The organism is Lacticaseibacillus hulanensis (assembly GCF_004010095.1).
GTDB lineage: Bacteria > Bacillota > Bacilli > Lactobacillales > Lactobacillaceae > Lacticaseibacillus > Lacticaseibacillus hulanensis.
Genome location: NZ_RRYD01000042.1, coordinates 1 through 22675 on the forward strand (window position 1 = coordinate 1; position 22675 = coordinate 22675).

Consider the following 22675-nt stretch of genomic DNA (forward strand, 5'->3'; position numbering starts at 1 on the left):
GCTTCAACCGGCCGCACGGAAAATCCCAGCCGCACGGAACGCGCACCGGCCCCGCCCAGGCGCGGCCCCTATACCACGCAAGTACAAAACCTCTGACTCTGCCGGACAGTGTTAATCCAGCGATGCACCGTTAGTGGCGATGACGTTCTTGAACCAGTAGTACGACTTCTTCGGAATACGTTTCATGTCGAGCAAATCGTGGTTGGTCCGGTTGACGTAAACCATGCCGTACCGCTTATCCATGTTGCCTGATGAACTAGGAATATCGATCAGGCCCCAGCCGAGGTATCCCAAGACATCGACGCCGTCCTGGTAGACCGCATCTTCAAGCGCCTGGATGTGCTGGCGGTGGTAATCAATTCGGTAGTCGTCCTCAATTTGCCGCCCGTTGTATTCTTCACGGACACCAATCCCGTTTTCAATCGGGAACATCGGCAGGTGGTATTGGTTGTAAACCTTGGTGAGGATGTCGCGGAAGCCGAGTGGATCAACGTTCCAGCCCCATTCGTTAATTTGCAGCCCAGGAACGGGTTCTTGGCCGTAATCTAGGTAATGGTTGGGAATGGTGTTTACCGGTACCTTGTCGCTGTTAATGGCATCAGACCGGTAGTAGCTAAAGGCAATGTAGTCGCTGTAGTTATCCGCGAATTCAGACTTGTCGGCGTCGGTGTAGTCGATGTCAAAATGGTGAATCTTGATGAAGTTCTCGAACTCGGTGGAGTAGTTACCGTAGACGAACACGTCGAGCAGGTTCTTGTTGAGGAACTCATCGATTTGGCGTGCGTATAAAATGTCACGGGGGTTGGCAGAGGCAGGGTAAACTTCGCTGTAGGCCAGCATGCCGCCGATTTTAGCGTCCGTGTGCTTGTGCAGGTAGTTGGCAACCCCAACGTGTGCAACCATGACGTGGTGGGCGATTTTGAGCAGTTCGGCATCGGTCTTGTCGCCGTGATCATAACCGGAAATATCCCAAACGTTGGTCATTGAGTACAGGTTCTGCTCGTTGAAAGTAATCCAGTACGGAACCCGGTCGCTGAAGCGGTCAATCATTTCCTTACCGTAACGGATGAACGCATCAACGACGTGGCGGTCGAGAAAACCGTTGTATTTTTCCGCCAGTGCCAGGGGCATGTCGAAATGATACAAACAAATCATTGGGGTGATGCCGTGTGCGAGCAGCTTGTTGATGAGGTCATCGTAAAACTTGATGCCGCGCTCATTAAATAGGCCGTCACCGGTGGGGCAGACGCGGCTCCAGGAAATCTGGAATCGGTAGCAGTTCATGCCCTGGTCAGCCATTAACTGAATATCTTGATCGTAATCGTGGTAGTTATCGATGGCGACATGCCAGTCCATCGAATTGGCAGTAGCGGGGCGCACATCGTACACGGACAGCCCCTTGCCCCCTTCGTTCCAACCGCCCTCTGTTTGCATACTGGAAGTTGAATTGCCCCAGAGGAATCCTTCTGGTAAAGCCTTAGCCATGATGCCATCTCCTTATCTATGTTGGATACGATTACATTATCCCATGTAGTTGGCTAAAAGTTAAGCCTTTTATGAAAAACAGATATACAAATTATCATTCTGTGTCAGTGTGTTCGGGTTCAATTCGGCTGGCGGGAAAAAAGCCTTGGCGGTGTTTCCGGTCGAAATCTTGTTGGGGGGATTACGTGCCATTCAGCTTGGAGCAACCTTGCAAAAAAGCTGAACACTATCTGCTTGCGCTGATTGTTTTGTTGGTGTTTACGTGATTTTCCGGATATAATGGTAACAAAATCGAAAAGCGAGGAACGTATTCATGAACGTAATCGTGTCTGTTCTTGGTAAAGATCACCCGGGAATTATCGCAGCAATCACCACGGCATTGGCCAAGGAGAATGTCAATGTGCTCGAGGTTACGCAATCCATCTTCAAGGGCAACTTCACCATGATGATTAGCGCGGCCTTGCCTGATGGGGCGGACTTTGCGACGATTCGCGACCGCCTGCAAACGGCCGGCAGTGCAATCGGGGTTGAGGTGCAGATGCAGCGTGAGGAGCTGTTCAGCGCAATGCACTCACTTTAAACACAGCATCGCTGGGGCTAATTTGTTGGCCGCAGCAGCTGAGTTTGTTACGCAACGGCAACGAGATTAGGATGCTTTCGGGAGGAATTATGGAACTTCAACAAATGCAAGAGACCATCGCGATGATTCGCGAGGAAAACCTCGACATTCGGACCATTACGATGGGGATTTCACTGCTCGACTGTGTTCGGGACACGATGCAGAATACCGCGGATGCGGTGTACGCCAAGATTGTGGCGCGGGCGAAGAACTTGGTTCCCGTTGCGGAACAGATTGAGACCGAATTCGGGATTCCAATCGTCAACAAGCGGGTCGCGGTGACCCCGGTGGCGCTTCTTGCTGGTGGGGATAAGACGTATGATTTTGTCTTGATTGCAAAGGCGATGGACAAGGCCGCTCAAGACACCGGGATTGATTTGATTGGTGGCTACACCGCGCTCGTCCAAAGTGGCATGACCGCGGCGGACGAGGCCCTGATGCGCAGTATGCCGGCTGCGTTTGCGGCGACGGAGCGGGTTTGCGGATCCGTCAATGTCGGGAGCACCAAGTCGGGCATGAACATGGACGCGGTTAAGCTGATGGGCGAAGTGGTGAAGCAAATCGCTGACCCAACGCCGCAAAACGCGATGAAGCTCGTTGTCTTTTGTAACGCAGTTGAGGATAATCCGTTCATGGCGGGGGCCTTCTGGGGTGTGTCGGAGGGCGACTGCGCCGTTTCCACCGGTGTTTCCGGCCCCGGGGTGGTGCAGCGTGCGCTCGCGGCGATTCCGGATGCGCCGTTTGAAGAGGTCTGCGAGACCATCAAGAAGACTGCCTTCAAGGTGTCACGGATGGGGCAGTTGATTGGAAAGACGGCGGCGGAGCGCCTCGGTGTTCCGTTTAACATTGTCGACCTGTCCCTGGCGCCAACCCCCGCTGTGGGGGACTCGGTTGCCCAGATTTTGGAGACAATGGGACTGAGCCACGTCGGTAGTTATGGCACCACCGCGGCGCTGGCCTTGCTGAACGATGCCGTTAAAAAGGGTGGCATCATGGCGGCCGAGCGCGTTGGCGGTTTGTCTGGCGCGTTCATCCCCGTCAGTGAGGATGCCAACATGATTGACGCCGTCGCCAAGGGTCACATTGGTCTCGAAAAGCTGGAGGCCATGACCGCGGTCTGCTCGGTCGGCCTCGACATGGTGGCCATTCCGGGCGCAACCCCTGCCACCACGATTGCGGGGATGATTGCGGACGAGGCGGCGCTGGGCATGATTAACAATAAGACCACGGCCGTGCGCGTAATTCCCGTGCCCGGTAAAGGTGTGGGGGATTTCGTGGAGTTCGGCGGTCTGTTTGGCCGGGCCCCAATCATGAAGGTGAACGATGGCGACGCAAGCCAGTTCATCGCGCGTGGTGGTCACATTCCGGCACCAATTCACTCGTTTAAAAACTAGTATGCTAATTTTAGGCGTCCGCTGCGGTGAAATCGCGGCGGGCGCCTTTATGTATACTTATGGCGGTTTGGAAAAATGTTAAAACTGTCACATAGTTCTTGTTGTACAATTTAGTTGAAAAAACAAGCGCTGGGGGCAGAAGCATGATTAAATTAGCCGGATTAGATTTGGACGGCACCTTGTACGACCGGCACCTACGCGTATCTAAATTCAACCGGAATGCGGTCCGCGCCTGGGCTGCAAGTGGCCGGTTGCTTGCGGTCTGCTCCGGGCGGATGATTCCGCGGGTGGCGGCACTGCTCGATGATGACTTGCAGGTACGGGGTTACCGGATGTGCCTAAATGGTGCGCTTGTGTACAATCAGGAGAACAAATTAATTGCGGCGCGACCTCTGGCAAAAACAACCGCGCGCAGGGTGTTCCTCCTGGCCAAGAAGTATGGGGTGCGCGTGCGCTTTTACAGTGAACTGTATCACGCACTGGTGACGCCCCACGCGCCGGGAGATTATCTTGGCGGTGAACTCAACCGGGATGTGCACGTGAGCACGATGGCGCAATTGGATCAGCTGCTCAAACGGCCAGACGTTCAGTTTTACAAGTTCACGCTTGAGGCCGCGTTCGGCAACGTGGTGACGCTGGGCATGGCGCTGCGGGCGCTCAAGCGATTGCCGCTGAACATGACGCGCTCCAAGACGCTCTTATTTGAGGGCCTAGCACCCGGCGTCGACAAGCTGTTTGGGATGAAGACCATCGCTGCTGATGCCGGGGTCAGCCTGGATGAATGCCTCTGCATCGGGGACCAATTAAATGACCTGACGATGATTCGTGGCGTCGGCTGCGGGGTGGCGATGGGCAACGCGGTGCGCGAGGTGAAGGACGCGGCGCATATTGTTGCACCCCGGAATACTAAAAATGGCGCCGGGGTCACGTTGCTGCGGGTGATTACCGGCGACATTGGCGGTGCTGACAAAGCTGAGGCAAAATAAAAAACGTCGGGAACTAAAACTTACCCCACTAGTAAGCTTTAGTTCCCGACGTTTTTGCGTTGATAAAATGGCAAAGCATCGTCGATTAACCACAGTGATTCTGGGCAATGGTGATTAATTGACGTAATCTTCAATGAAGGAAATACACTAATCAAGTCATGTTCCGTCATCGACAGAAGTCAATTACTTGAACGTGCAAAAAATCATACTGCTGCGGGCGGCCACATCCTGTTCCCGGACGAATAGGTGGGGCACGCGCCGATAAACGCTTGGCCTAGAACCCTGCTTGGGGAATTCTAGGTGAAACCAAAACTGCAGGGACAACACATAATTGCTGGACGTGCTTGGAATAAATCCTTAAGAAAATGTAGAGAGTTGCTTCGTGCACGGAAAATCCGTGCCCTGCATGGGTTCAAGAGTCGTTGCGACAACCAGTGCGGAGATAAACGACTAACGGTTGCGGGCCGCGCGCCCGTTAGCTATTTATGCAGCGCTACCAACTTGCAGTGAACGTCGCCCCTGAATCCGATTACAATTATAACCGCATAATCGGTTCCGTGTAAAGACTTATTTTGAAAAAGTATATACATTAATGATATTTAGTGTTTGCTATTGGCCTAAAAGAGCGTAAAATCAAGAGTGAAGTGGGAAGTAAATAGCAAGATTGACGGTTTAATCCGGGCCGGATGACGTCATCTTTAACAAAATGAGCCTAGTGTTTTACGCGGTTATTAGTGTAAGGCAGGAGGAGAGATTATGTACAAATACGAAGAAATATCTGCCGACCTTAAGTCGATGTTTACTAGTGGTAAATATGAACCAGGGGCGTTGTTGCCCGATCAGGAACAACTTGCACGTGAATTCAACACCACGCGCATGACGATTCGCAAGGCAATCCAGACACTCGTTGCGGAAGGCGTGGTTTACACGCGGCGCGGGGCGGGAACTTTTTTGCGCAAGGATTTTCGCAGTCATGACGATGAACTGGATGCGTCAATCGAAAAACCATACGGGACGACCGAAACCTATTCTGGGCGCAAGGTAACCAGTAAGGTCTTGGGGCTTGATGCCCGCCTGCCAACGGGTAAGGAGCAGGACCAGCTGCTCATTGGGCCAGGCGAACCAGTTTACGTCATTCGGCGTGTGCGTTACGTTGACGGTCAGGTGTACGCTTACGAGCACACCGTGATGCCAACGAAGATTGCCACCATTACCGAAGACGTCCTGAAGGGGTCAATCTACAAGCACCTTGCCGAGGAAAAGGGCATGCACATTGCGGGATCACACCGCAAAGTGTATGCCATCAAGGCGACTCAGGAAGACATCGAGGCGCTTGGGGCCAAGCTGAACGATCCGGTGCTGGCCATTAAGCAGGTCAGTTACACCGAGGAGGGGGAGCCGTTTGAGTATTCAATCACGCACTTCCCTTACGAGACCAGCTCAGTGGTTGCAGACGTTGAGATTAAGCGATAAATAAAATAGTGCAGTAGCGGCCAGCTTCAGGTGCAACATTTCTGAGGGTGGCTTTTTTATGCCGTTTTTGGGCGATTCGGCATTGCGGGTTTGGCCGCTGAGTCCGGGCTGGACCAGAATACCGCTAGTAACAAAGAACCGCAGTGAGAAGCATTTGCCCCCACTGCGGTTCTTGGTAACTACATATTGGATTAATTTCTAAATTGGACTGCGTCAAGTCAGCGCTAGTTGCTACTTAGGTGCGAGGAGTGGACGTAGAAGCGAAGATCTGGGTAAACGAAGAAGGTCGTGGAGTAGTTGAACAGCGTGTTGTTACCGTAGTAGTTCAACTGACTGAGCGCCATTACCTCGTCGCCGACTTCTTTGCCGAGCAGGGAGGACTGGTCTGGGCCGAGGGCTTCCAGGCTGATGTAGTCCTCACTGCTACTCGTCTTAATTCCGTACGTTTCGCGCAGGAAGGCGAAAATCGAGTTGTTGACGGCATCAACCGTCAGAACCGGCACGACGCTGGTTAGATAGTACGAACTTTCGAGTGAGTATTCAACGTCGTCCAAAAAGCGCAGCCGGACGACACGGTACATCTCGGTGCCGTCGACGACATTCATGAGGCGGGCCAGGTGGTGGGGCGCCAGGATTTTATCGAAGGTCACCACGTGGGATGTCAGGTGGAATTCCGGGCTGTGCATTGGTTCACCGGTGCCAAGTGACAGGTTCAAGATGGCCTTCGAGGAACTGGGCAGCTGGTTAATGTAGTAACCGGATCCCTGTACCCGGCGCAGGAGACCACGCTGGTACACCACATCAATGGCGCGACGGATCGTGTTGCGGCTGACGTCGTATTGCTGCATGAGCGCCTGCTCTGTCGGCAATTTTGTGTCAAACACACCGTTATTTATTTTGGCGATAATGTCTTCTGCAATGTTGTGGTACAAGGATTTCACCGTCCATTTTATTGTCTTTAACGTCAAGTCGTTATTTGTCATTATTTATTGTACGCCAAGTATAACCCAAAAGTGTAGTGAATTCTGCACAATAGCATTTTTCTGGGCAAATTTCGGCTCGCTCATCGTGGTACGGTTTCCGTGGTAACGTTTTTGCAACTGCCGGGAGGGAGTGGGAAGCCCTAACAAGAGTTTCAAAAAAATCATTTGTAAGCACTTGCTAAATTTGTACCCACGTATTATGATGAATACGTAGAGATGGAAACGGTTACCCGGAATAACCGTTTTGCTGAGCGATGCGAATAAGAAAGAGAGTAAATATTATGGCTGAAAAAACAATTATGTTGGCATGTAACGCTGGTATGTCCACCAGTTTGCTGGTAACCAAGATGCAGAAGGCTGCTGAAGCTGATGGCCAGGACGTAACAATCTTCGCCGCTGCTTCTAACGACATCAACAACCAGCTTGAACAGCAGCACCCAGACGTGCTCATGCTCGGACCTCAAGTTCGCTACATGGCTGCTGACCTCAAGAAGAAGCTCGACATTCCTGTTGACGTCATCAACATGCAAGATTACGGGCTGATGAACGGTGAAAAGGTTCTGAAGGCTGCCCTCAAGTTGATCGACGAGAAGGAAGCATAACTTCGGCACCACATTGAAGTTAGCTATTTAGGCTAAATATCGGACATAATCGTCCACATTGGCGGCAGTCGCCGTACGCAAAATAAAAAGGGGCGGATATCCGTGGCGGAAGAAGAACAAGATTTACAGACCATCATGGGCTTAATTGTGAATGGTGGGAACGCCAAAAGTTCTGCCTTTGAGGCAATTTACGCAGCAAAAAAAGGTGACTTCGACACCGCTGACGCAAAGCTGAAAGAAGCAGACAATTTCCTGGTGGAAGCACATAATTCTCAGACGGGGATGCTGACACAGGAAGCACAGGGCAATCACGTGAAAGTCACATTGCTCACTGTGCACTCCCAGGACCACTTGATGAACGCAATTACGTTCCGTGATCTCGCGGGCGAAATTGTGGATTTGTACAAGCGGCTGGATCAGCAGCAAGCTAAATAATCCTTTTTGAGAGTAAGTTTTATTTGAATAATTGTGGGCCGGCTTATTTAACGCCGGCTTTTTTTGTAGAAATGGGGAACTGATTTGACTAAAGGTTTAAAGTTACCAAATGATTTCCTCTGGGGCGGCGCTGTTTCTGCGCACCAAGTTGAGGGCGCGTGGCAGGAAGGCGGCAAAGGGGTCAGCATCGCGGATGTGATGATGGCCGCAAGCCGCACCGATCCTGCGCGGGTCGTTACGGACAAAGTGGAAGACGGCAAGATTTACCCAAACCACTGGGGAATTGATTTTTACCACCGTTACAAGGATGATATCGACTTGTTTCAGCAGCTCGGCATGCGCGCATTCCGGACATCCATTGCCTGGACGCGGATTTACCCGAACGGCGATGAACTGAAGCCGAACGAAGAGGGCTTAGCTTACTACGAAGATTTGTTCAACACACTGCGCAGTAAGGGAATTGAGCCCGTCGTGACGTTGTCTCATTTTGAAATGCCCAATAAGCTTGTGCAGGAGTACGGCGGCTGGCGGAACCGCGAACTGATTGATATGTTCGTTCGGTTTGCAACCACGTGTTTCCAGCGGTTCCACAAGCAGGTGCGCTTCTGGATGACGTTCAACGAGATTGACAACCAGTCCGACTGGCGGTTTGACCACCACCTGCTCCAGGATTCCGGCCTCAAGCTTAAAGAGGGCGAAAACGCTGAAGAGGCGATGTTCCAGGCGTCCCACAACGAGCTGGTTGCCAGCGCAAGGGCGGTGCTTGCCGCACGGAAGATTGATCCCCAGCTTCAAGTCGGGGGCATGCTGGCCATGGTGCCAATTTACCCACTGACCGCCAAGCCTGAAGATCAGATGGAAGCCATGCGGGCAATGCAGTACCGGTACTTCTTCGGTGACGTTGAGGCGCTTGGACAGTATCCAGCCTGGCTGCGCAAGTACTGGCGGCAAAAGGGCTACAACGTGAAAGTTAGCGCCGCGGATGCTGACATTCTGCGCCGCGGTACCGTGGACTTCATGGGGATGTCCTATTACATGTCCTTTGCCACGGCTGAGCGTGACGACGGAGAAGTTGAGTTCGATGAGCACAACGACCTGGTCGGTAACCCATATTTGCCAAAGAGCGATTGGGGCTGGCAGATTGACCCGGTCGGCATGCGCTGGATTCTCAACTGGATGCAGGACCGCTGGCACAAACCGGTGATGATTGTCGAGAACGGTTTTGGCGCTTACGACAAGGTTGAAGACGGCAAGATTCACGACAATTACCTGATTGACTACCTGCGCAGCCACATCGCCGAGATGGAAAAAGCGGTTGTGCTCGACGGGGTTGACCTGATTGGTTACATGATGTGGAGCCCAATCGATTTGATTTCGGCGTCCACCGGGGAAATGGCCAAGCGTTACGGCCTGATCTACGTTGACCAGGATGACACCGGCAAGGGCAGCAAGAAGCGGCTGCTGAAGGATTCATACTTCTGGTACCAGCGCCTGATTGCTTCTAATGGCGCGGATTTGCAGTAACGGTTTTGGCCTAACGTGTTGAGACTAAACTCAGCTCTGCATAGAACTAAACAACAATTGAATGAATGAAATAGGCAAGCCACTGGCAGTTAGACGGAATACGTCTTGCAACCAGTGGCTTGCCTATTTGTGTGACTGGAAGTTGTTGCGTTAGGACGCCCTGACGATTAAGGCCCGCGGTTGCGGCCAGCAGTTAGGCGCTAGGGTGACGTTTCTACCAACGGCTAGCCTTACTTTGCCGTGCCGCGCATTGCTTCTAATGCTGCCCTGCGGATGCTTGCTGGTAACTGGTGGCAATCCGCTAGTTCCTGGAGCCAGTAGTCGCCAAGGTAGGATGCGTAGCCGTAGTGGAGATTGGGGTTCACGTTAGCCTTGGCCTTGGCGCTGGCGTTCAGTTTTGCAATCGTTAGTGCATCCACTTGTTGCAGCTGTTCGGGTGTGGCGTACTTGCGGACCAAAAGCAGCTCGTCTAGTTCGGTAAAGTTGGTCCCTAAGTCCTCTTGAACCCGCTCCATCCAGGCATCGATAGCCTCTTTGGTGTCCAGGACCTCAACAATTTTGTGATCAATCATTTGTAGCATAATGTGTATCTCCTCTGTTTTATTTACAAAAAAAGTCGTACATTTGCATGCACGACCAAACAGGGTTTGTTCTTTGTGCATCCTTCTACAGTGGGGCACGTTGCCGATGCGGTACGTTGCCGGCTGGTCATAGTGTGTAGCCACTCGCAGCACTCTTGATACATATACGATTTAATTTGCAAAGTTAAGTATGCACCCGCAGAAGGTTTGGTGTCAACGCTTTTTGGTGCCGGCCGCTTATTTTTCGATTTTCACAAAAAAATTAGTGGAGGCGCTTGCAAGAGGGCGGGGCAACCCTGTATGCTTAATATATGGACAGGAGGTAGCACCTGTTCAAATCCCTTTGTTAGGTGACAAAGAAGGTACGATACTTTCATGGTTGGTACTCCAATTTTTGGCTTCTGCTCATGGCAGAGGTTAACCCCTTAACTACCCGGCACCTCCACCGGGTAGTTTTTTTGTTGCTTAATGGATTATGAGAATAATATACACGATTATGCGTATCGCTTGTATTTATATGCACTAAATGCTAAGCTAGATGCATTGCAACACATGGGGGTACATAGATGAAGAAGATAACAAATGATGAGGCAATCGCACTACTCCAGCAGATAATGCGCATCAAAACGGTGGGCAAAGACGAGAGCAAGGTTGCGGATATTCTGGCGGCAAAGATGCAGCCACTGGTTGACGCCGGGCTCGCAACGATGGAAAGGTTGCCCTACGCCCCGGGCCGGGACAACTTGATTATTGTCGCCGGACCAAAGGATGCACCCACCAAGCTGGGAATTGACGGGCACATGGACGTTGTGGCAGCAGGTGATCCCGCTAAGTGGAGCCATGCACCGTTTGGCGCGGAAATCGTCGACGGCACGCTCTTTGGCCGCGGGGCAACGGACATGAAGGCGGGTCTGGTTGCTGCGTTTGTTGCGCTGTACAACTTGCTGGTTAGCGGCACCACGCTCAATAGTGAGCTGCATTTCTTTGCGACAGTCGGCGAGGAAGTCGACAATTATGGCGCCCGGCAGCTGGCTGCGGCCGGCTACAACGCGGGTCTTTCGGGGCTAATTGTTTGTGAACCAAGTGGCCCGCAGATTGAGCCGACCACCCGCGGCATCATTGATTACACCGTCACGGCGACGGGCAAGGCCGCACATTCGTCGACCCCTGAGGACGGGGCTAACGCGATTGCCGGGTTATTTGCCTACAACGCCGCGGCTGCGGTGCAAACAGAAACCTTGACGTCCCAGGTGGACCCAATGCTTGGCCACGCCACCCACAGCATTACGCTCATTAATGGTGGTAACCAGGTGAATATTATTCCGGAAACTGCTTCGCTGCGGGGGAACATTCGCACGACACCACTGGCCGACAACGCGGCGTTTACCGCGGCACTAGAAGCCGCGGTGACCGAGGCGAGCGGTAAGGTTCCTGGCGTTTCGCTGACGCTCAGCATTGATTCCACCTTGCCATCGGTGGGGAGCCCATCCGACAACCGGCTCGTGCAGACAATTCAGAAGGTGCGGACCGCCCAGGGGTTGGCGGAAGCGCCCGTGGTTGGTGGCACCGGAATCTGTGACGCGGCACTGCTGCTGACGCCGGGGATGGACATGGCCGAGTATGGTCCGGGTAATGATTCCTCCCACCAGACCGATGAATCGATTGCAATTGCCGATTTCACGCAGGCAATTGATAGTTACGAGCACATTTTTGCCGAGTACTAGACAAAAGTTGGGTTCTGGCGAAATTAGTTCTGGACAAGCGTTAGTCGAGCATGTATTATGAATACATGCTCAAAAGCGCAATGGAGGATTAGCTCAGTTGGGAGAGCGTCTGCCTTACAAGCAGAGGGTCACAGGTTCGAGCCCTGTATCCTCCATCACGAAGCCATCCAGGTCTGGATGGTTTTTTTCGTGCCCAATTTTGGCAACATGCGTAAATCAAAAACTCGTCATTGGGACAGTCCAGTGACGAGTTTTTTTATTACACATTCAATTAACGCTGAACTTGGCAGATTGGGCTTTGGTGCGTCGCTGCCGGGTTGCCGTTTTAGAAGCTGGCCGGCATCCGGGTGGCTTTGCTCGTGACGACAATCGAGATGGCAGCGAAGATTAGCATTATGACCGCCATCCCGTAGTTGCCGATGAAGTGGGACGCCGAAACGAGGAGCCCCGCGAAGATGGAAGCCATCGGGGCAACGGCGGAAATGGCGCCGGAGTATGCACCGATGCGCGCGGGGTTAATCATGTCGGCGCGCATCGTCTGGTTGGCCGGCACGCTGATCATTTCACCGAGTGTGAGGATGATTGCGCTAATTGTCAGGGGCAAAATGGTGTTGGTGACAAACGACAGGGCAAAGCCAATGCCGAACAGCGCGGCGCCAATCGCGTTGGCCTTCACCAGGCTCCACTTGCGGGTCAACTGGGTGAAGAGGGACATCATGGTGACAATCATGACCGTGTTGATAATCGTCACCAGCGACAGCATGCGCTGCCCGTAGATGGTGATGCCGAATATTTTGGTCTCGATAAAATCACGGCCGAGGTGCGCGGCCAGGTAGTAATCCGGCTGGCGGGTCACAATCGTAATCAGGACAAAGCCCAGAATAAACAGCATGTAGCGCCGATCAGTGAGCACACCGAGGTACGATTTCACGGCACCCCAGACAGAACCGGATGCCTGGCTCTGCTCGGCCATGGTTTCCGTCATCCCAAAGCGAATGATGCTGAGGTTGAAGACGGACACGATGATGAGGCCGACGAGCAGTTCAAACAGGTAATCACGGAAGAACCAGCCCCCAAGCGCGGCCCCAAGCATCACGGAGATGTTAATGATCCAGTAAATTAGGGCGTACACAAATTTGCGGTTCGCCAGGGTGGACGCGTCAATCATCATGGCCTGCTCGGCGGGGTCAGCCAGTGAGCCCCCGATGCTGGCCACGAGGAAGGCTAGGAAGGTTAGCTGCGGAATGTGCAAGACGGGGCTGTTGACGCTCGCAGCGAGGATGTAGCCTGCGGTCATGAGTAAGCCGCCCGTCAGCATAATCGGCTTTCGCCCGTGGATGTCAGCGAGGTGGCCACCGTACAGCCCGGCGATAAAGCTGATGGTCGAAATAATCATCAATAAGAAGCCAGTGGTGACGACGCCGAAATACTTGGTGTAATAGATGGTCATGTTCGGATAGATGGAGCTGTTAAGGAGCGCAGCCAGGAACACCGTCAGTGCACGGAGCTTCAGGTTGCGGTCGAGTTGCATGAATTCTTTCATAGGGATACCTACCAATCCTGAAAAATTATACCCGACTTCACGCAACTTGGGGGTGAACTGGGCGGATTTTTTTAAATATTTCCGCATTCGCCATTTTCCCCGCAAAAACCATGACGTCATGCCAACCAAAATGTGCACTGCAAAACACCGGACAGTTACTCACCATATTTGTAGCAATAAATATGCAGTTGCAGTGCCCACGGCTGGGCAGCGCTGGCCGCTTCACGCCTGATGAATATACACTGCCTATACAAGACCAGTGGCTGGCGGCCCGCAAAATTGACGACGTTATTGCAGCATGCGATGGTAATGGCGGAGAAGTAGCAACAGTGCCGGTTGACGTGGTGGCACACGTCAACAATCGAGGCTTCAAATGCAGAAAATCGAAGCGAGGAATCTAACCAAAATTTTTGGTGGTCACGTGAAGCAGGTGCGCGAAATGCTGGCCGCGGGTAAGAGCAAGAAGGAGATTTTGCGTGCAACCGGCGCAACCATCGGCGTACGAGATGCCAATTTCAGCGTGGAGGACGGCGAAATCTTTGTCATCATGGGGCTGTCCGGTTCCGGGAAGTCGACGCTGATTCGCATGCTGAACCGGTTGATTGAACCCACCAGTGGCAGCGTGCTGCTCGATGGTGAGGACATTGCCAAACTAGGGCGGGACGCGCTGCTCAGGGTGCGCCGTGAGAAGATTGCGATGGTGTTTCAGAACTTCGCACTTTTCCCCAATCGCACCGTCCTGGCGAATGCGGCGTACGGCCTGGAGGTGCGCGGGGAAAAGCCGGAAGTGCGCAACGCGCGGGCCCAAAAAGCGCTGAACCGCGTCGGCCTGGAAGGCTATGAGAATGAGTACCCGCACCAGCTGTCTGGGGGGATGCAGCAGCGGGTGGGGTTAGCGCGGGCCCTAGCCAGTGACGCGGACGTGCTGCTGATGGACGAGGCGTTCTCGGCGCTAGATCCGCTGAACCGGAAGGACATGCAGGATGAACTGCTGGAACTTCAAGCCGAGTTGCACAAGACCATCGTTTTTATCAGCCATGACCTGAATGAGGCGCTACGGATTGGGGACCACATCATGATTATGGACGACGGGGCGATTGTTCAGTGCGGCACGCCCGAAGACATTCTCACGCACCCGGCGACCGAGTATGTTGCCCGGTTCATCGAGGATGTTGACCGCACCCGCGTCATCACTGCGGGGTCCGTCATGACGCGGGCCTACACCGTGAATATCGATAGCGACGGTCCGTACGTGGCGATGCGCCGGATGCGGGCCAACCAAGTGTCTACGCTGCTGGTGGTGAACGCTGACCGGCAGCTGCTGGGGATGATTGACGCACGCGACACGATGAAACTGATTGACGAGCACCGCAATGACGTGCAGCGTCTGGATTCAATTGTCCAAACCGATGTGCCAACGACTACGCCAAGCACGCCGCTGAACCAGCTGTTGGCCCAGTTTGCCCAGACGGCGCTGCCAATTGCGGTGCTTGACGAGCATGAGCGGTTGCGGGGCGTCGTTATTCGTGGTGCCGTCTTTGCCGCCATGGCTAGAAGGGAGGTGCCGAGCAATGCTTAATCTGGCCGTGAAAATTGCCCCCTTGCCAATTGCGCAGTGGATTGACGATTTGGTTGAGTGGCTGACCAGCCTGCACGCGTTTTTCAACTTCATCACGAGCTGCATTGCGGGCATTAATGGTGCAATTCAGTGGTTGTTTGACGTGGTTCCAATTCCGCTAATGATTGTGCTGGTGCCGGCGCTAACGTGGCTGCTGCTGCGGAAGAAGGGGTTGCACCTGAGCCTCATCATCTTTGAGGTGGCCGGCCTGCTACTGATTTGGAACCTGGGTTACTGGCGGGACATGACCCAGACGGTGGCGCTGGTTTTGACCGCCAGTGCAATTGCCCTAGTGCTCGGGATTCCCCTTGGCGTCTGGATGGCCAAAAGCGACCTGGTGCAGGCAATCGTCAAACCGGTGCTTGATTTCATGCAGACCATGCCGGCGTTTGTCTACCTGATTCCGGCGGTTGCACTTTTTGGGATTGGCACGGTGCCGGGTGTGATTTCAGCGCTGATTTTTGCCATGCCGCCGGTGGTGCGCATGACTAATCTGGGCATCAGGGAGGTGCCAGCAGATTTAATCGAAGCCGCTGACGCGTACGGCTCAACGGCGTGGCAGAAGCTCATCAAGGTGCAACTACCGCTGGCCCGCAAGTCCGTGATGGCCGGGGTCAACCAGACCATGATGCTCGCGCTGTCGATGGTTGTGACGGCGTCGATGATTGGCGCGATGGGACTGGGCGAAAAGGTCTACTTTGCGGTGGGCCGCAACGATGCCGGCAACGGGTTTACCGCCGGCCTTGCGATTGTGATTATCGCCATCATCCTCGACCGTATCACCCAGGCGACGAGCAACCACAAGGAGGTGTAACCATGCACACCTGGCAAAAAATCTGTGGGGTGGCCGTCGTGCTATTGCTCTTGTTGCCACTGATGGCCGGCTGCAACACCGGCGTGGCGCCGTACGACCCGGACAAGCCGCTGGGTCGGCAAATCAACTACACCATCACCGGAATCGATGCGGGTTCGGGGGAAATGGCGGCGACCGAGCGGGTGCTCAAGCAATACGGCCTGACCGAGCGTAACTGGCAGCTGCAGGCCAGCTCCACGGCGGCGATGACGGCGCAGCTCGGGCGCATGATTGCTAACCGGCAGCCGATTGTGGTGACCGGGTGGCAGCCGCACTGGATGTTTACCAAGTATGATTTGAAATTCCTGAAGGACCCCAAGAACGTTTATGGAAGCGAAGAAGACATTCACACGATTTGCCGTCAGGGATTGCGGGCGGATGAGCCTAGCGCCTATACGGTTCTGGACCGCTTCTACTGGACGCCGGCCCAGATGTCGGACGTGATGATGCGCGTGAATAAGGGCGCCAGTCCCGCAAAGGCGGCCGACAAGTGGCTAGCACGGCACCCCAAGCAGGTGCAGCAATGGCTGAGCGGCGTGCCGCGGGTCCACGGGCGCAAACTTAAAATGACGTACGTGGCGTGGGATTCCGAAATTGCTTCGAGTAACGTGGCGGCCGCGCTGCTGCGCAAGGTTGGCTACAAGGTGGTCCTGCAGTCGATGGAGATGCAACCGATGTGGGCGTCAATTGCGACCAAGGCCGCCGACGCGATGACTTGTGCTTGGCTACCGAACACATCGAGCAAGTACTATCACGATTACCGCAGCCAGGTCGTGGATCTCGGCGTTAATCTGCGTGGTGCCCAAGTGGGGCTGGCGGTGCCAAAGTACATGCGTGATATTGACTCAATCAACGACCTGCGCTGATGTGTGCCGTCTTTGCGATGATGCTGCCAGGTGCCATCGCCGTCGCGGATTCGGTGTCTGAGTGGCTGCAAAACGCAAAAGTCGCGTTTTTGCTCATTTGATACAGGACATATATAAAAATATGCGCAAAGAGGAGGCCCTCATGCGCATATTTTTATATATGTCCTGTGTCGTTAGCGCACTGACGCCACTTTTGCGTTGCGTCTGCGGCCGCTTGAGGGGGCAGCCGGCCATTCGATTTTGCTTTGAGCAGCGAGGCGCAATCCCTTTATGCTACAATACGGGATAGATAATTATACGGAAGGGTGCAGCCATGAATCACTACTATACGAACGATCCAGATTTGGAACACAACGAGCACACATTTGACTTTGAGCTTGGCGGTCATAATTTGCGCTTCACCACGGACAACGGTGTTTTTTCCAAGCACACCATTGATTATGGTAGTCGCGTGCTGATTGAAACGGTACTTGACCAGCCGCACCTGCCAGCCGGTGACTTGCTCGACGTTGGCTGCGGCTATGGCCCAATCGGCATCACCCTGGCCAAGGCGCTGGGCCGCAACGTCGTGATGAGTGACGTGAACAAACGCGCAATGGCATTGGCTGAGCGCAACGCGGAGGCCAATGGGGTTCAGGCCCAGACCAAGATTGTTGAATCGTCTGCTTACGACAATATCGACGGTCAGTTCGGGTTCATCGTGACGAACCCACCAGTGCGGGCGGGTAAGAGCGTCGTGAGCGCGATTATCAGCGGCGCGTTTGCTCACCTAGTTGATGGCGGGGAAGTATTCGTTGTTTTGCAAAAAAAGCAGGGCGCCCCGAGCGCGAAGAAGCTGCTGGACCAGACATTTGGCAATGTTGATGTGCTGCGTAAAGACGCGGGTTACTACATTTTGCACGCGGAGAAGTAATGATTTTGACGGAACGGTGGGATGATGATGCTTGCAACGGAAGAAGAAGTTAATCAGTACATGAAGGCCGCGCTGCGTGAGGCGCGTGACGCGAAGATTATTGGTGAGGTGCCCATTGGTGCGGTGATTGTGCACGATGGCAAAATCATTGCGCGGGGCCACAACATGCGTGAGCACAGCCAAAACGGGATGCACCACGCCGAAATCTTGGCGATTGAGGAGGCCTGCCTCGTTGAACACACGTGGCGGCTGGAAGACTGCGAGTTGTTCGTCACCCTTGAGCCGTGCCCAATGTGTGCCGGTGCGATGATTAACAGCCGCATCGCGAACTGCTACTGGGGCGCAGCCGACCCGAAAGCCGGTGCGGCCGGTTCCATCGTTAATCTGCTGACGGACTCGCGGTTTAACCACCAGGTGGGGTCAATCGGTGGCGTCATGGCCGACCAGAGCGCGGCGCTCCTGCAGGACTTCTTCCGCGGAATCCGCGCCAAGCGCAAGGCGGCCAAGGAAGCGGCCGCGGCTGGCGCCAAGGACGTGGCACCAGTTGATATCGATGAGGATGAAGACATCGACCCGAAGCTTGAACAGGTTGCCCCGGCACCCGAGCTGAAGGGGCAAGCGGCACTTGAGGCGCTGGCCAAGGAAGAAGCGGCGCGAATCGCAAACGGCACGCAACCAGAGATTAAGTAGCAACCGGCATTACCGAGTGTTTGCCCAGGCCGAACGCCTTTGGAGCTGTAAAGCGTGACAAACAAGTCCTGCCCGTGTATAATTAATCTTGCCGAAAGGCCCTAAGGCAATGTGGCGCTTCCGAATTGTGTCAGGTCCGGAAGGAAGCAGCACTAAGGTTGATGCAACATGTGCCTTTTGTTTTGAATATTAAGCTGGTCGCCGTTCTCGGCGGCCTTTTCTTTTGCCCAAAAATCAGCTAGAGTAGGCCGTGGATTACACGCGTAAAGGGGAGTAAGCAGATGCAGAATTTCACTTTCAGCACGTCAGCGACAAAAGAAACGACCGTTAAGCGCCTGCTTGCCGATTTTGGCGTATCGCACCGCCTGTTTAAGCGTCTGTTGGACAGCGGCAGCATCAAGCTCGAGGGTAAAAAAACCGGCAACGTCACCGTGCACCCCGGGCAATCCGTGACGTTTACGCTGATTCAGGATAAGGCGGTCACCCCGTCATCCGGGCATCTCGACGTTGTGTTCGAGAATGCCAACTGGCTGGTGGTGAATAAGCCAGCCGGGCTCAGCAGCGTCCCCGGTCCCGCGAACCCGGAAGACAGCCTGTTGAACCGGGCGGCCGGTTACCTGGTGGATGCGGGTTTTGCCGGTGCCCAGCCAGCAATCATCACGCGGCTGGACCGGGATACCGTTGGCCTGGTGCTGATTGCCAAGCACGCCTTCGCCCAGGGACGGCTTGATCAACTGGGCCCAGCTGCCAAGTTGGACAAGTACTACCTAGCGCTGGTGAGCGGGGTGTTGCCCGAAACCAGCGGGGCAATCATCAAGCCACTCGGGGCCGCACCCGATGGTATTCACCAGGAAGTGCGCGCCGACGGGAAAATTGCCCGCACCAATTACAAAGTTGTGCGGCGCGGCCAGCAAACGACGCTGGTTGAATTGCACCTGCTTACGGGCCGCACGCACCAGATTCGGGTGCACATGGCCAGCATTTTGCACCCACTGGTTGGGGATGCACTTTATGGAGGCCCAACCGACCGCTTAACCGGTCAGGCACTGATTGCGGCGCGGCTAGAATTCGCCGATCCGTTTACCGGTGAACAAATCAAGGTGAGCTTGCCCTGGCCCAAGTTCTGGGCGGTTGTGTGATTGCAGGCGGAATTATGAGCAACTACTTGACTTTCGCTACGGGTATTGTAAACTAAACTGGTTACTGAATAGAAAGTGGGGTGATTAGATGCGTAACAACATTTTGCTTGCATGCGCCGAAACCGGCGAACGTATCTACCTGACTTCCAAGAACAAGCGGAATACTCCTGACAAGCTTCAGCTGAAGAAGTACTCCCCAAAGCTGCGCAAGCGCGTAGTATTCACCGAAGTTAAGTAGTTAATAATATAGGGCAGCACACCGTTTGCGGTGGGTTGTCCTATTTATTTTGCCCGTGGACCGCTGTTGGTCGACTGGCCGCGGGCGATTTTGCGTGGATCATCAAATTTTTTACCTAACTGGCAGTGCGTGCGCGAACGGTCAATTGTGCGCAAGGTAAACAATGATAACGGTTCATAGCGCTAATAAACCGGCATAAAGGCGCATCCGTGCACAAAGCACACACAGAAGTTAGCAGTGGCGCGCAGTTGCCATCAATAATTAGGTCAGGCTAATTGTAGATGAAGAAATAAGCGGTGTAATTTTACGAAAGTTTCTGTTACATTAGAGGGTGGCTGGCGGAAACAACTTTTCGCCGGCGCAAAAAGAATAGGTGGGTGATTGCGCTTTGGGAGTTTCAATCCGACAAATGACGAATGATGACGCCGCTGCAATCTGTGCTTATTCACGCATGCCGCAAGTGTACGTTCCGGCCGCGATGATTCCGCCGCATGATGAAGATGACGTGCTCGCACGCATCCGTAACTTCACGGGGACGGATCAGATGTACGTCGTGGTGCTTGACGAAACGGGTGCGGTCATCGGCAACATCGATTTGTATTGGCAAATCGGGCCTGAGGGTGAACCAGATCTCGCAAACCGCGAACTTGGTTACGCGCTCAGTCCCGAGTACTGGCACCGGGGAGTCATGACGGACGCACTGGCCCAGGTACTTCGACGGGCTTTTGCGGCGGAGGTCGAGAACGTCCATGCGAGTGTTTATGCCGACAACGTTGCGTCAATTAAGCTGCTATTGGGCCTGGGCTTTAAACAGCACGTCAATCCCATGCAGCCGGGAACTTTGGACTTCACCTGTACGGCAACAGATTTTGCAGCAGCCAAATAGACAAAAGTGAATAATTTGTATATTTGACCCAAAATGTCACAATATTTCCAGAAAATGACGGTAAGAAAAATGCCATGTGGCGCGTAATCAAGAGGAAAAGCGCAATTAAGCGCCCCCGCAAGTGCCGAGTTAATGGTATAATTGAATGTAAGTAAATGAGAAAATGAGTCCGGGGGTTTCCAGATGGTTTCGCAAGAAGAATATACAGAATTGTACAAGAAGCGTCTCGAAATGATTGAAGACGATCAGCAGTATACAGTGCTGGCCAGCATGAACAAGCCAATGGCCGATGGTGCCAAAATTGTCACACAGTACATTGTTTATACTGACTTTAAAAAGGACGGTCAAAAAGTTAAGACCAGTTCAATTTTCGTCTACACACCATTCGCGAATATCGATAAGTATGGGCACTCGAAGGCTGATTTCCAGGCGCAGTTGCTCTTTGAACTGAACGAATGGAACGACGCGATGCACATCACCGTGCTGGAGACCCTTGGGAGCGAAAGTCGCTTGGCCTTCTTCGACTACCAGAATTACGGACTTGCCCAGCTTGCCCTGCGTTCGCTTCTGAACCTGGCCAACAAGCTGAGTGTGAAGACCATCGAGGGCAACATTAGCTCCTTTGATAAAGAGAAGTTCGCCAAGATTGTCCACATCTTCGAGAAGTTCAACTTCACCGTCACGGTTAAGGATGCTGAACACGGCATCGGCCGGATTGACAAGACCCTATAAGTAGTTAGATTAAAGCTTACGTGAACTGATGATTGGTTTCAGTTGACGCGAGCTTTTTTAGTTGCGGCGCGCGATTGTTGTCTTGGCAACTTTGCTGACATGCCGGCTGCACCAAATCAGAAAACATCACAAGGACACGCGCGGTGGCTTGCAAATGGGAAACTACATAATTTAGTTGACGTGGCAGGTGCGCAATGCTAAACTACTCCTTGTGTTAAAAACTCTACCTAAGACTCAGGGGGCTTTGCCTTAATAATCCTGCCGAGGTGGTATCGATTTGATTATGATACCTCTATGTCTTGGTGGACATGGAGTTTTTTTATGTAAAAAATTCCACCACAATCTAATAGGAGGTGAAACACATGAGTGAAGCAATTATTGCTAAGAAGGCAGAAATCGTTGCTGGTATCACGGATCAGTTCAAGAACGCGGAATCCGCTGTTGTTGTTAACTACCGTGGTCTGACGGTTGCCCAAGTTACTGAACTGCGTAAGGAATTGCGTGAAGCAGGTGTCAAGATGGAAGTCATCAAGAACACTTACCTCCGCCGTGCCGCTGACGCTGCAGGTTACGAAGGCCTCGACGATGTCTTCTCTGGTCCTACTGCTATTGCGTTCGGTTCTGAAGATGTTACGGCTCCTGCCCGCATCATGAAGAAGTTCGCTAAGCAGTTCGACGCCCTTGAAATTAAGGGTGGTTTCATCCAGGGCAAGCTCGCATCCCTGGAACAGATCGACGAACTCGCTGGTCTGCCAGACCGCGACGGTATGCTGTCCATGCTTCTGTCTGTTCTGCAGGCACCAGTACGCAACGTGGCATACGCAGTCAAGGCTGTTGCCGAAAAGGGCGAAGAACCAGCAGCTTAATGGCCGCTTGATTCCGTCCCATCGTTTCAAAATAAATATAATCATACAATTGGAGGAAACCAATCATGGCATTGGACACACAAGCAATTGTCGACCAGCTTAAGGATGCAACCATTCTTGAACTGAACGACCTCGTAAAGGCAATCGAAGACGAATTTGGTGTTACTGCAGCAGCTCCTGTAGCAGCAGCAGGCGCAGCAGCAGGTGCTGCTGAAGAAGAAAAAGACAGCTTCAACGTTGAACTGACTGAAGTAGGTCAGGAAAAGGTTAAGGTTATCAAGGAAGTTCGTGCTATCACCGGACTTGGCTTGAAGGATGCTAAGGGCGTTGTTGACGCTGCTCCTTCTAACGTTAAGGAAGATGTTGCAGCTGACGAAGCTAACAAGATCAAGGAACAGCTCGAAGCTGTTGGTGCAACGGTTACCCTTAAGTAATCACCCTGCACAACCTGCACTAGGCCCTGTCAAGTTGACAGATGAAATAATATAAAGTTTTGTCTATTTCTAAATGGCTTCACTCCAGTAT

22 protein-coding genes, 1 tRNA gene, 1 other RNA gene, 1 pseudogene and 1 other annotated feature are annotated in these 22675 nt (G+C 53.3%); of the genes and pseudogenes, 21 read left to right on the forward strand and 4 right to left on the reverse strand.

The genetic code is table 11. From position 1 onward, the window contains the following. Positions 1 to 111 precede the first annotated feature (111 nt). Positions 112 to 1485 carry a glycoside hydrolase family 1 protein gene (locus EKN00_RS09980; RefSeq protein WP_127850097.1) on the reverse strand — a complete coding sequence of 458 codons (1374 nt, stop codon included), beginning with the start codon at positions 1483 to 1485 and terminating at the stop codon, positions 112 to 114. A 313-nt stretch (positions 1486 to 1798) separates the two neighbouring features. Between EKN00_RS09980 and EKN00_RS09985 the strand changes: the two genes are divergently transcribed. From EKN00_RS09985 to EKN00_RS10000, 4 genes are all read left to right on the forward strand, one after another. Further along, positions 1799 to 2065 carry an ACT domain-containing protein gene (locus EKN00_RS09985; RefSeq protein WP_127850098.1) on the forward strand — a complete coding sequence of 89 codons (267 nt, stop codon included), beginning with the start codon at positions 1799 to 1801 and terminating at the stop codon, positions 2063 to 2065. Between the two features lie 89 nt (positions 2066 to 2154). Further along, entirely contained in the window at positions 2155 to 3498 is a 1344-nt protein-coding gene (locus EKN00_RS09990) for a PFL family protein (protein ID WP_127850099.1), read from the forward strand. A gap of 143 nt (positions 3499 to 3641) precedes the next feature. Further along, positions 3642 to 4484 carry an HAD-IIB family hydrolase gene (locus EKN00_RS09995; RefSeq protein WP_127850100.1) on the forward strand — a complete coding sequence of 281 codons (843 nt, stop codon included), beginning with the start codon at positions 3642 to 3644 and terminating at the stop codon, positions 4482 to 4484. Positions 4485 to 5240: 756 nt separating this feature from the next. Beyond that, the gene (locus EKN00_RS10000) at positions 5241 to 5957 is read left to right on the forward strand and encodes a GntR family transcriptional regulator (protein ID WP_127850101.1); all 717 of its coding nucleotides are present in this window, start codon (positions 5241 to 5243) and stop codon (positions 5955 to 5957) included. 224 nt (positions 5958 to 6181) lie between these two features. Here the strand turns inward: EKN00_RS10000 and EKN00_RS10005 are convergent, their stop codons facing one another. Next, on the reverse strand, positions 6182 to 6889 hold the full coding sequence (locus EKN00_RS10005; RefSeq protein ID WP_127850102.1) for a GntR family transcriptional regulator: 708 nt from the start codon (positions 6887 to 6889) through the stop codon (positions 6182 to 6184). 332 nt (positions 6890 to 7221) lie between these two features. Between EKN00_RS10005 and EKN00_RS10010 the strand changes: the two genes are divergently transcribed. From EKN00_RS10010 to EKN00_RS10020, 3 genes are all read left to right on the forward strand, one after another. Continuing rightward, the gene (locus EKN00_RS10010) at positions 7222 to 7542 is read left to right on the forward strand and encodes a PTS sugar transporter subunit IIB (RefSeq protein ID WP_127850103.1); all 321 of its coding nucleotides are present in this window, start codon (positions 7222 to 7224) and stop codon (positions 7540 to 7542) included. Between the two features lie 102 nt (positions 7543 to 7644). Then, positions 7645 to 7977 (forward strand): PTS lactose/cellobiose transporter subunit IIA, encoded by a 333-nt coding sequence (locus EKN00_RS10015; protein ID WP_127850104.1) that lies wholly within the window; start codon positions 7645 to 7647, stop codon positions 7975 to 7977. 84 nt (positions 7978 to 8061) lie between these two features. Continuing rightward, the gene (locus tag EKN00_RS10020) at positions 8062 to 9501 is read left to right on the forward strand and encodes a 6-phospho-beta-glucosidase (protein WP_127850105.1); all 1440 of its coding nucleotides are present in this window, start codon (positions 8062 to 8064) and stop codon (positions 9499 to 9501) included. Between the two features lie 230 nt (positions 9502 to 9731). On the opposite strand, the gene EKN00_RS10025 is transcribed toward EKN00_RS10020, so the two are convergent. Then, entirely contained in the window at positions 9732 to 10082 is a 351-nt protein-coding gene (locus EKN00_RS10025; RefSeq protein ID WP_127850106.1) for a hypothetical protein, read from the reverse strand. Between the two features lie 566 nt (positions 10083 to 10648). On the opposite strand from EKN00_RS10025, the gene EKN00_RS10030 reads away from it, so the two are divergent. Further along, positions 10649 to 11806 (forward strand): ArgE/DapE family deacylase, encoded by a 1158-nt coding sequence (locus tag EKN00_RS10030; RefSeq protein WP_241559496.1) that lies wholly within the window; start codon positions 10649 to 10651, stop codon positions 11804 to 11806. Positions 11807 to 11888: 82 nt separating this feature from the next. Beyond that, positions 11889 to 11961, forward strand: a tRNA-Val gene (locus EKN00_RS10035). 170 nt (positions 11962 to 12131) lie between these two features. Here the strand turns inward: EKN00_RS10035 and EKN00_RS10040 are convergent. After that, entirely contained in the window at positions 12132 to 13349 is a 1218-nt protein-coding gene (locus tag EKN00_RS10040; protein WP_127850107.1) for an MFS transporter, read from the reverse strand. A 373-nt stretch (positions 13350 to 13722) separates the two neighbouring features. Between EKN00_RS10040 and EKN00_RS10045 the strand changes: the two genes are divergently transcribed. From EKN00_RS10045 to rplL, 12 genes and pseudogenes are all read left to right on the forward strand, one after another. Beyond that, positions 13723 to 14928 (forward strand): quaternary amine ABC transporter ATP-binding protein, encoded by a 1206-nt coding sequence (locus EKN00_RS10045; protein ID WP_127850108.1) that lies wholly within the window; start codon positions 13723 to 13725, stop codon positions 14926 to 14928. Then, positions 14921 to 15781, forward strand: a complete 861-nt coding sequence (locus EKN00_RS10050) for an ABC transporter permease (protein WP_127850109.1) — start codon at positions 14921 to 14923, stop codon at positions 15779 to 15781. Before EKN00_RS10045 ends, EKN00_RS10050 begins: the two co-directional genes overlap by 8 nt. Before the next feature lie 2 nt (positions 15782 to 15783). Further along, on the forward strand, positions 15784 to 16686 hold the full coding sequence (locus tag EKN00_RS10055) for a glycine betaine ABC transporter substrate-binding protein (RefSeq protein WP_127850110.1): 903 nt from the start codon (positions 15784 to 15786) through the stop codon (positions 16684 to 16686). Positions 16687 to 16999: 313 nt separating this feature from the next. Further along, positions 17000 to 17599, forward strand: coding sequence for a class I SAM-dependent methyltransferase (locus tag EKN00_RS10060; RefSeq protein WP_127850111.1), 600 nt, complete (start codon positions 17000 to 17002; stop codon positions 17597 to 17599). Positions 17600 to 17626: 27 nt separating this feature from the next. Then, a pseudogene (tadA, locus tag EKN00_RS10065) lies at positions 17627 to 18112 on the forward strand (tRNA adenosine(34) deaminase TadA); the annotation flags it as partial. A 270-nt stretch (positions 18113 to 18382) separates the two neighbouring features. Further along, positions 18383 to 18479: signal recognition particle sRNA small type (ffs, locus tag EKN00_RS10070), an RNA gene on the forward strand. Positions 18480 to 18570: 91 nt separating this feature from the next. Then, on the forward strand, positions 18571 to 19428 hold the full coding sequence (locus EKN00_RS10075) for an RluA family pseudouridine synthase (protein WP_127850112.1): 858 nt from the start codon (positions 18571 to 18573) through the stop codon (positions 19426 to 19428). Positions 19429 to 19516: 88 nt separating this feature from the next. Continuing rightward, on the forward strand, positions 19517 to 19666 hold the full coding sequence (gene rpmG / locus EKN00_RS10080) for a 50S ribosomal protein L33 (protein WP_054677634.1): 150 nt from the start codon (positions 19517 to 19519) through the stop codon (positions 19664 to 19666). 409 nt (positions 19667 to 20075) lie between these two features. After that, the gene (locus EKN00_RS10085; protein ID WP_127850113.1) at positions 20076 to 20552 is read left to right on the forward strand and encodes a GNAT family N-acetyltransferase; all 477 of its coding nucleotides are present in this window, start codon (positions 20076 to 20078) and stop codon (positions 20550 to 20552) included. A 183-nt stretch (positions 20553 to 20735) separates the two neighbouring features. Further along, the gene (locus EKN00_RS10090) at positions 20736 to 21284 is read left to right on the forward strand and encodes a hypothetical protein (RefSeq protein WP_127850114.1); all 549 of its coding nucleotides are present in this window, start codon (positions 20736 to 20738) and stop codon (positions 21282 to 21284) included. A 208-nt stretch (positions 21285 to 21492) separates the two neighbouring features. Next, positions 21493 to 21614: a sequence feature (ribosomal protein L10 leader region), on the forward strand. 32 nt (positions 21615 to 21646) lie between these two features. Beyond that, the gene (rplJ, locus tag EKN00_RS10095) at positions 21647 to 22150 is read left to right on the forward strand and encodes a 50S ribosomal protein L10 (RefSeq protein ID WP_127850115.1); all 504 of its coding nucleotides are present in this window, start codon (positions 21647 to 21649) and stop codon (positions 22148 to 22150) included. A gap of 65 nt (positions 22151 to 22215) precedes the next feature. Continuing rightward, entirely contained in the window at positions 22216 to 22584 is a 369-nt protein-coding gene (rplL, locus tag EKN00_RS10100) for a 50S ribosomal protein L7/L12 (RefSeq protein WP_127850116.1), read from the forward strand. Positions 22585 to 22675 lie beyond the last annotated feature (91 nt).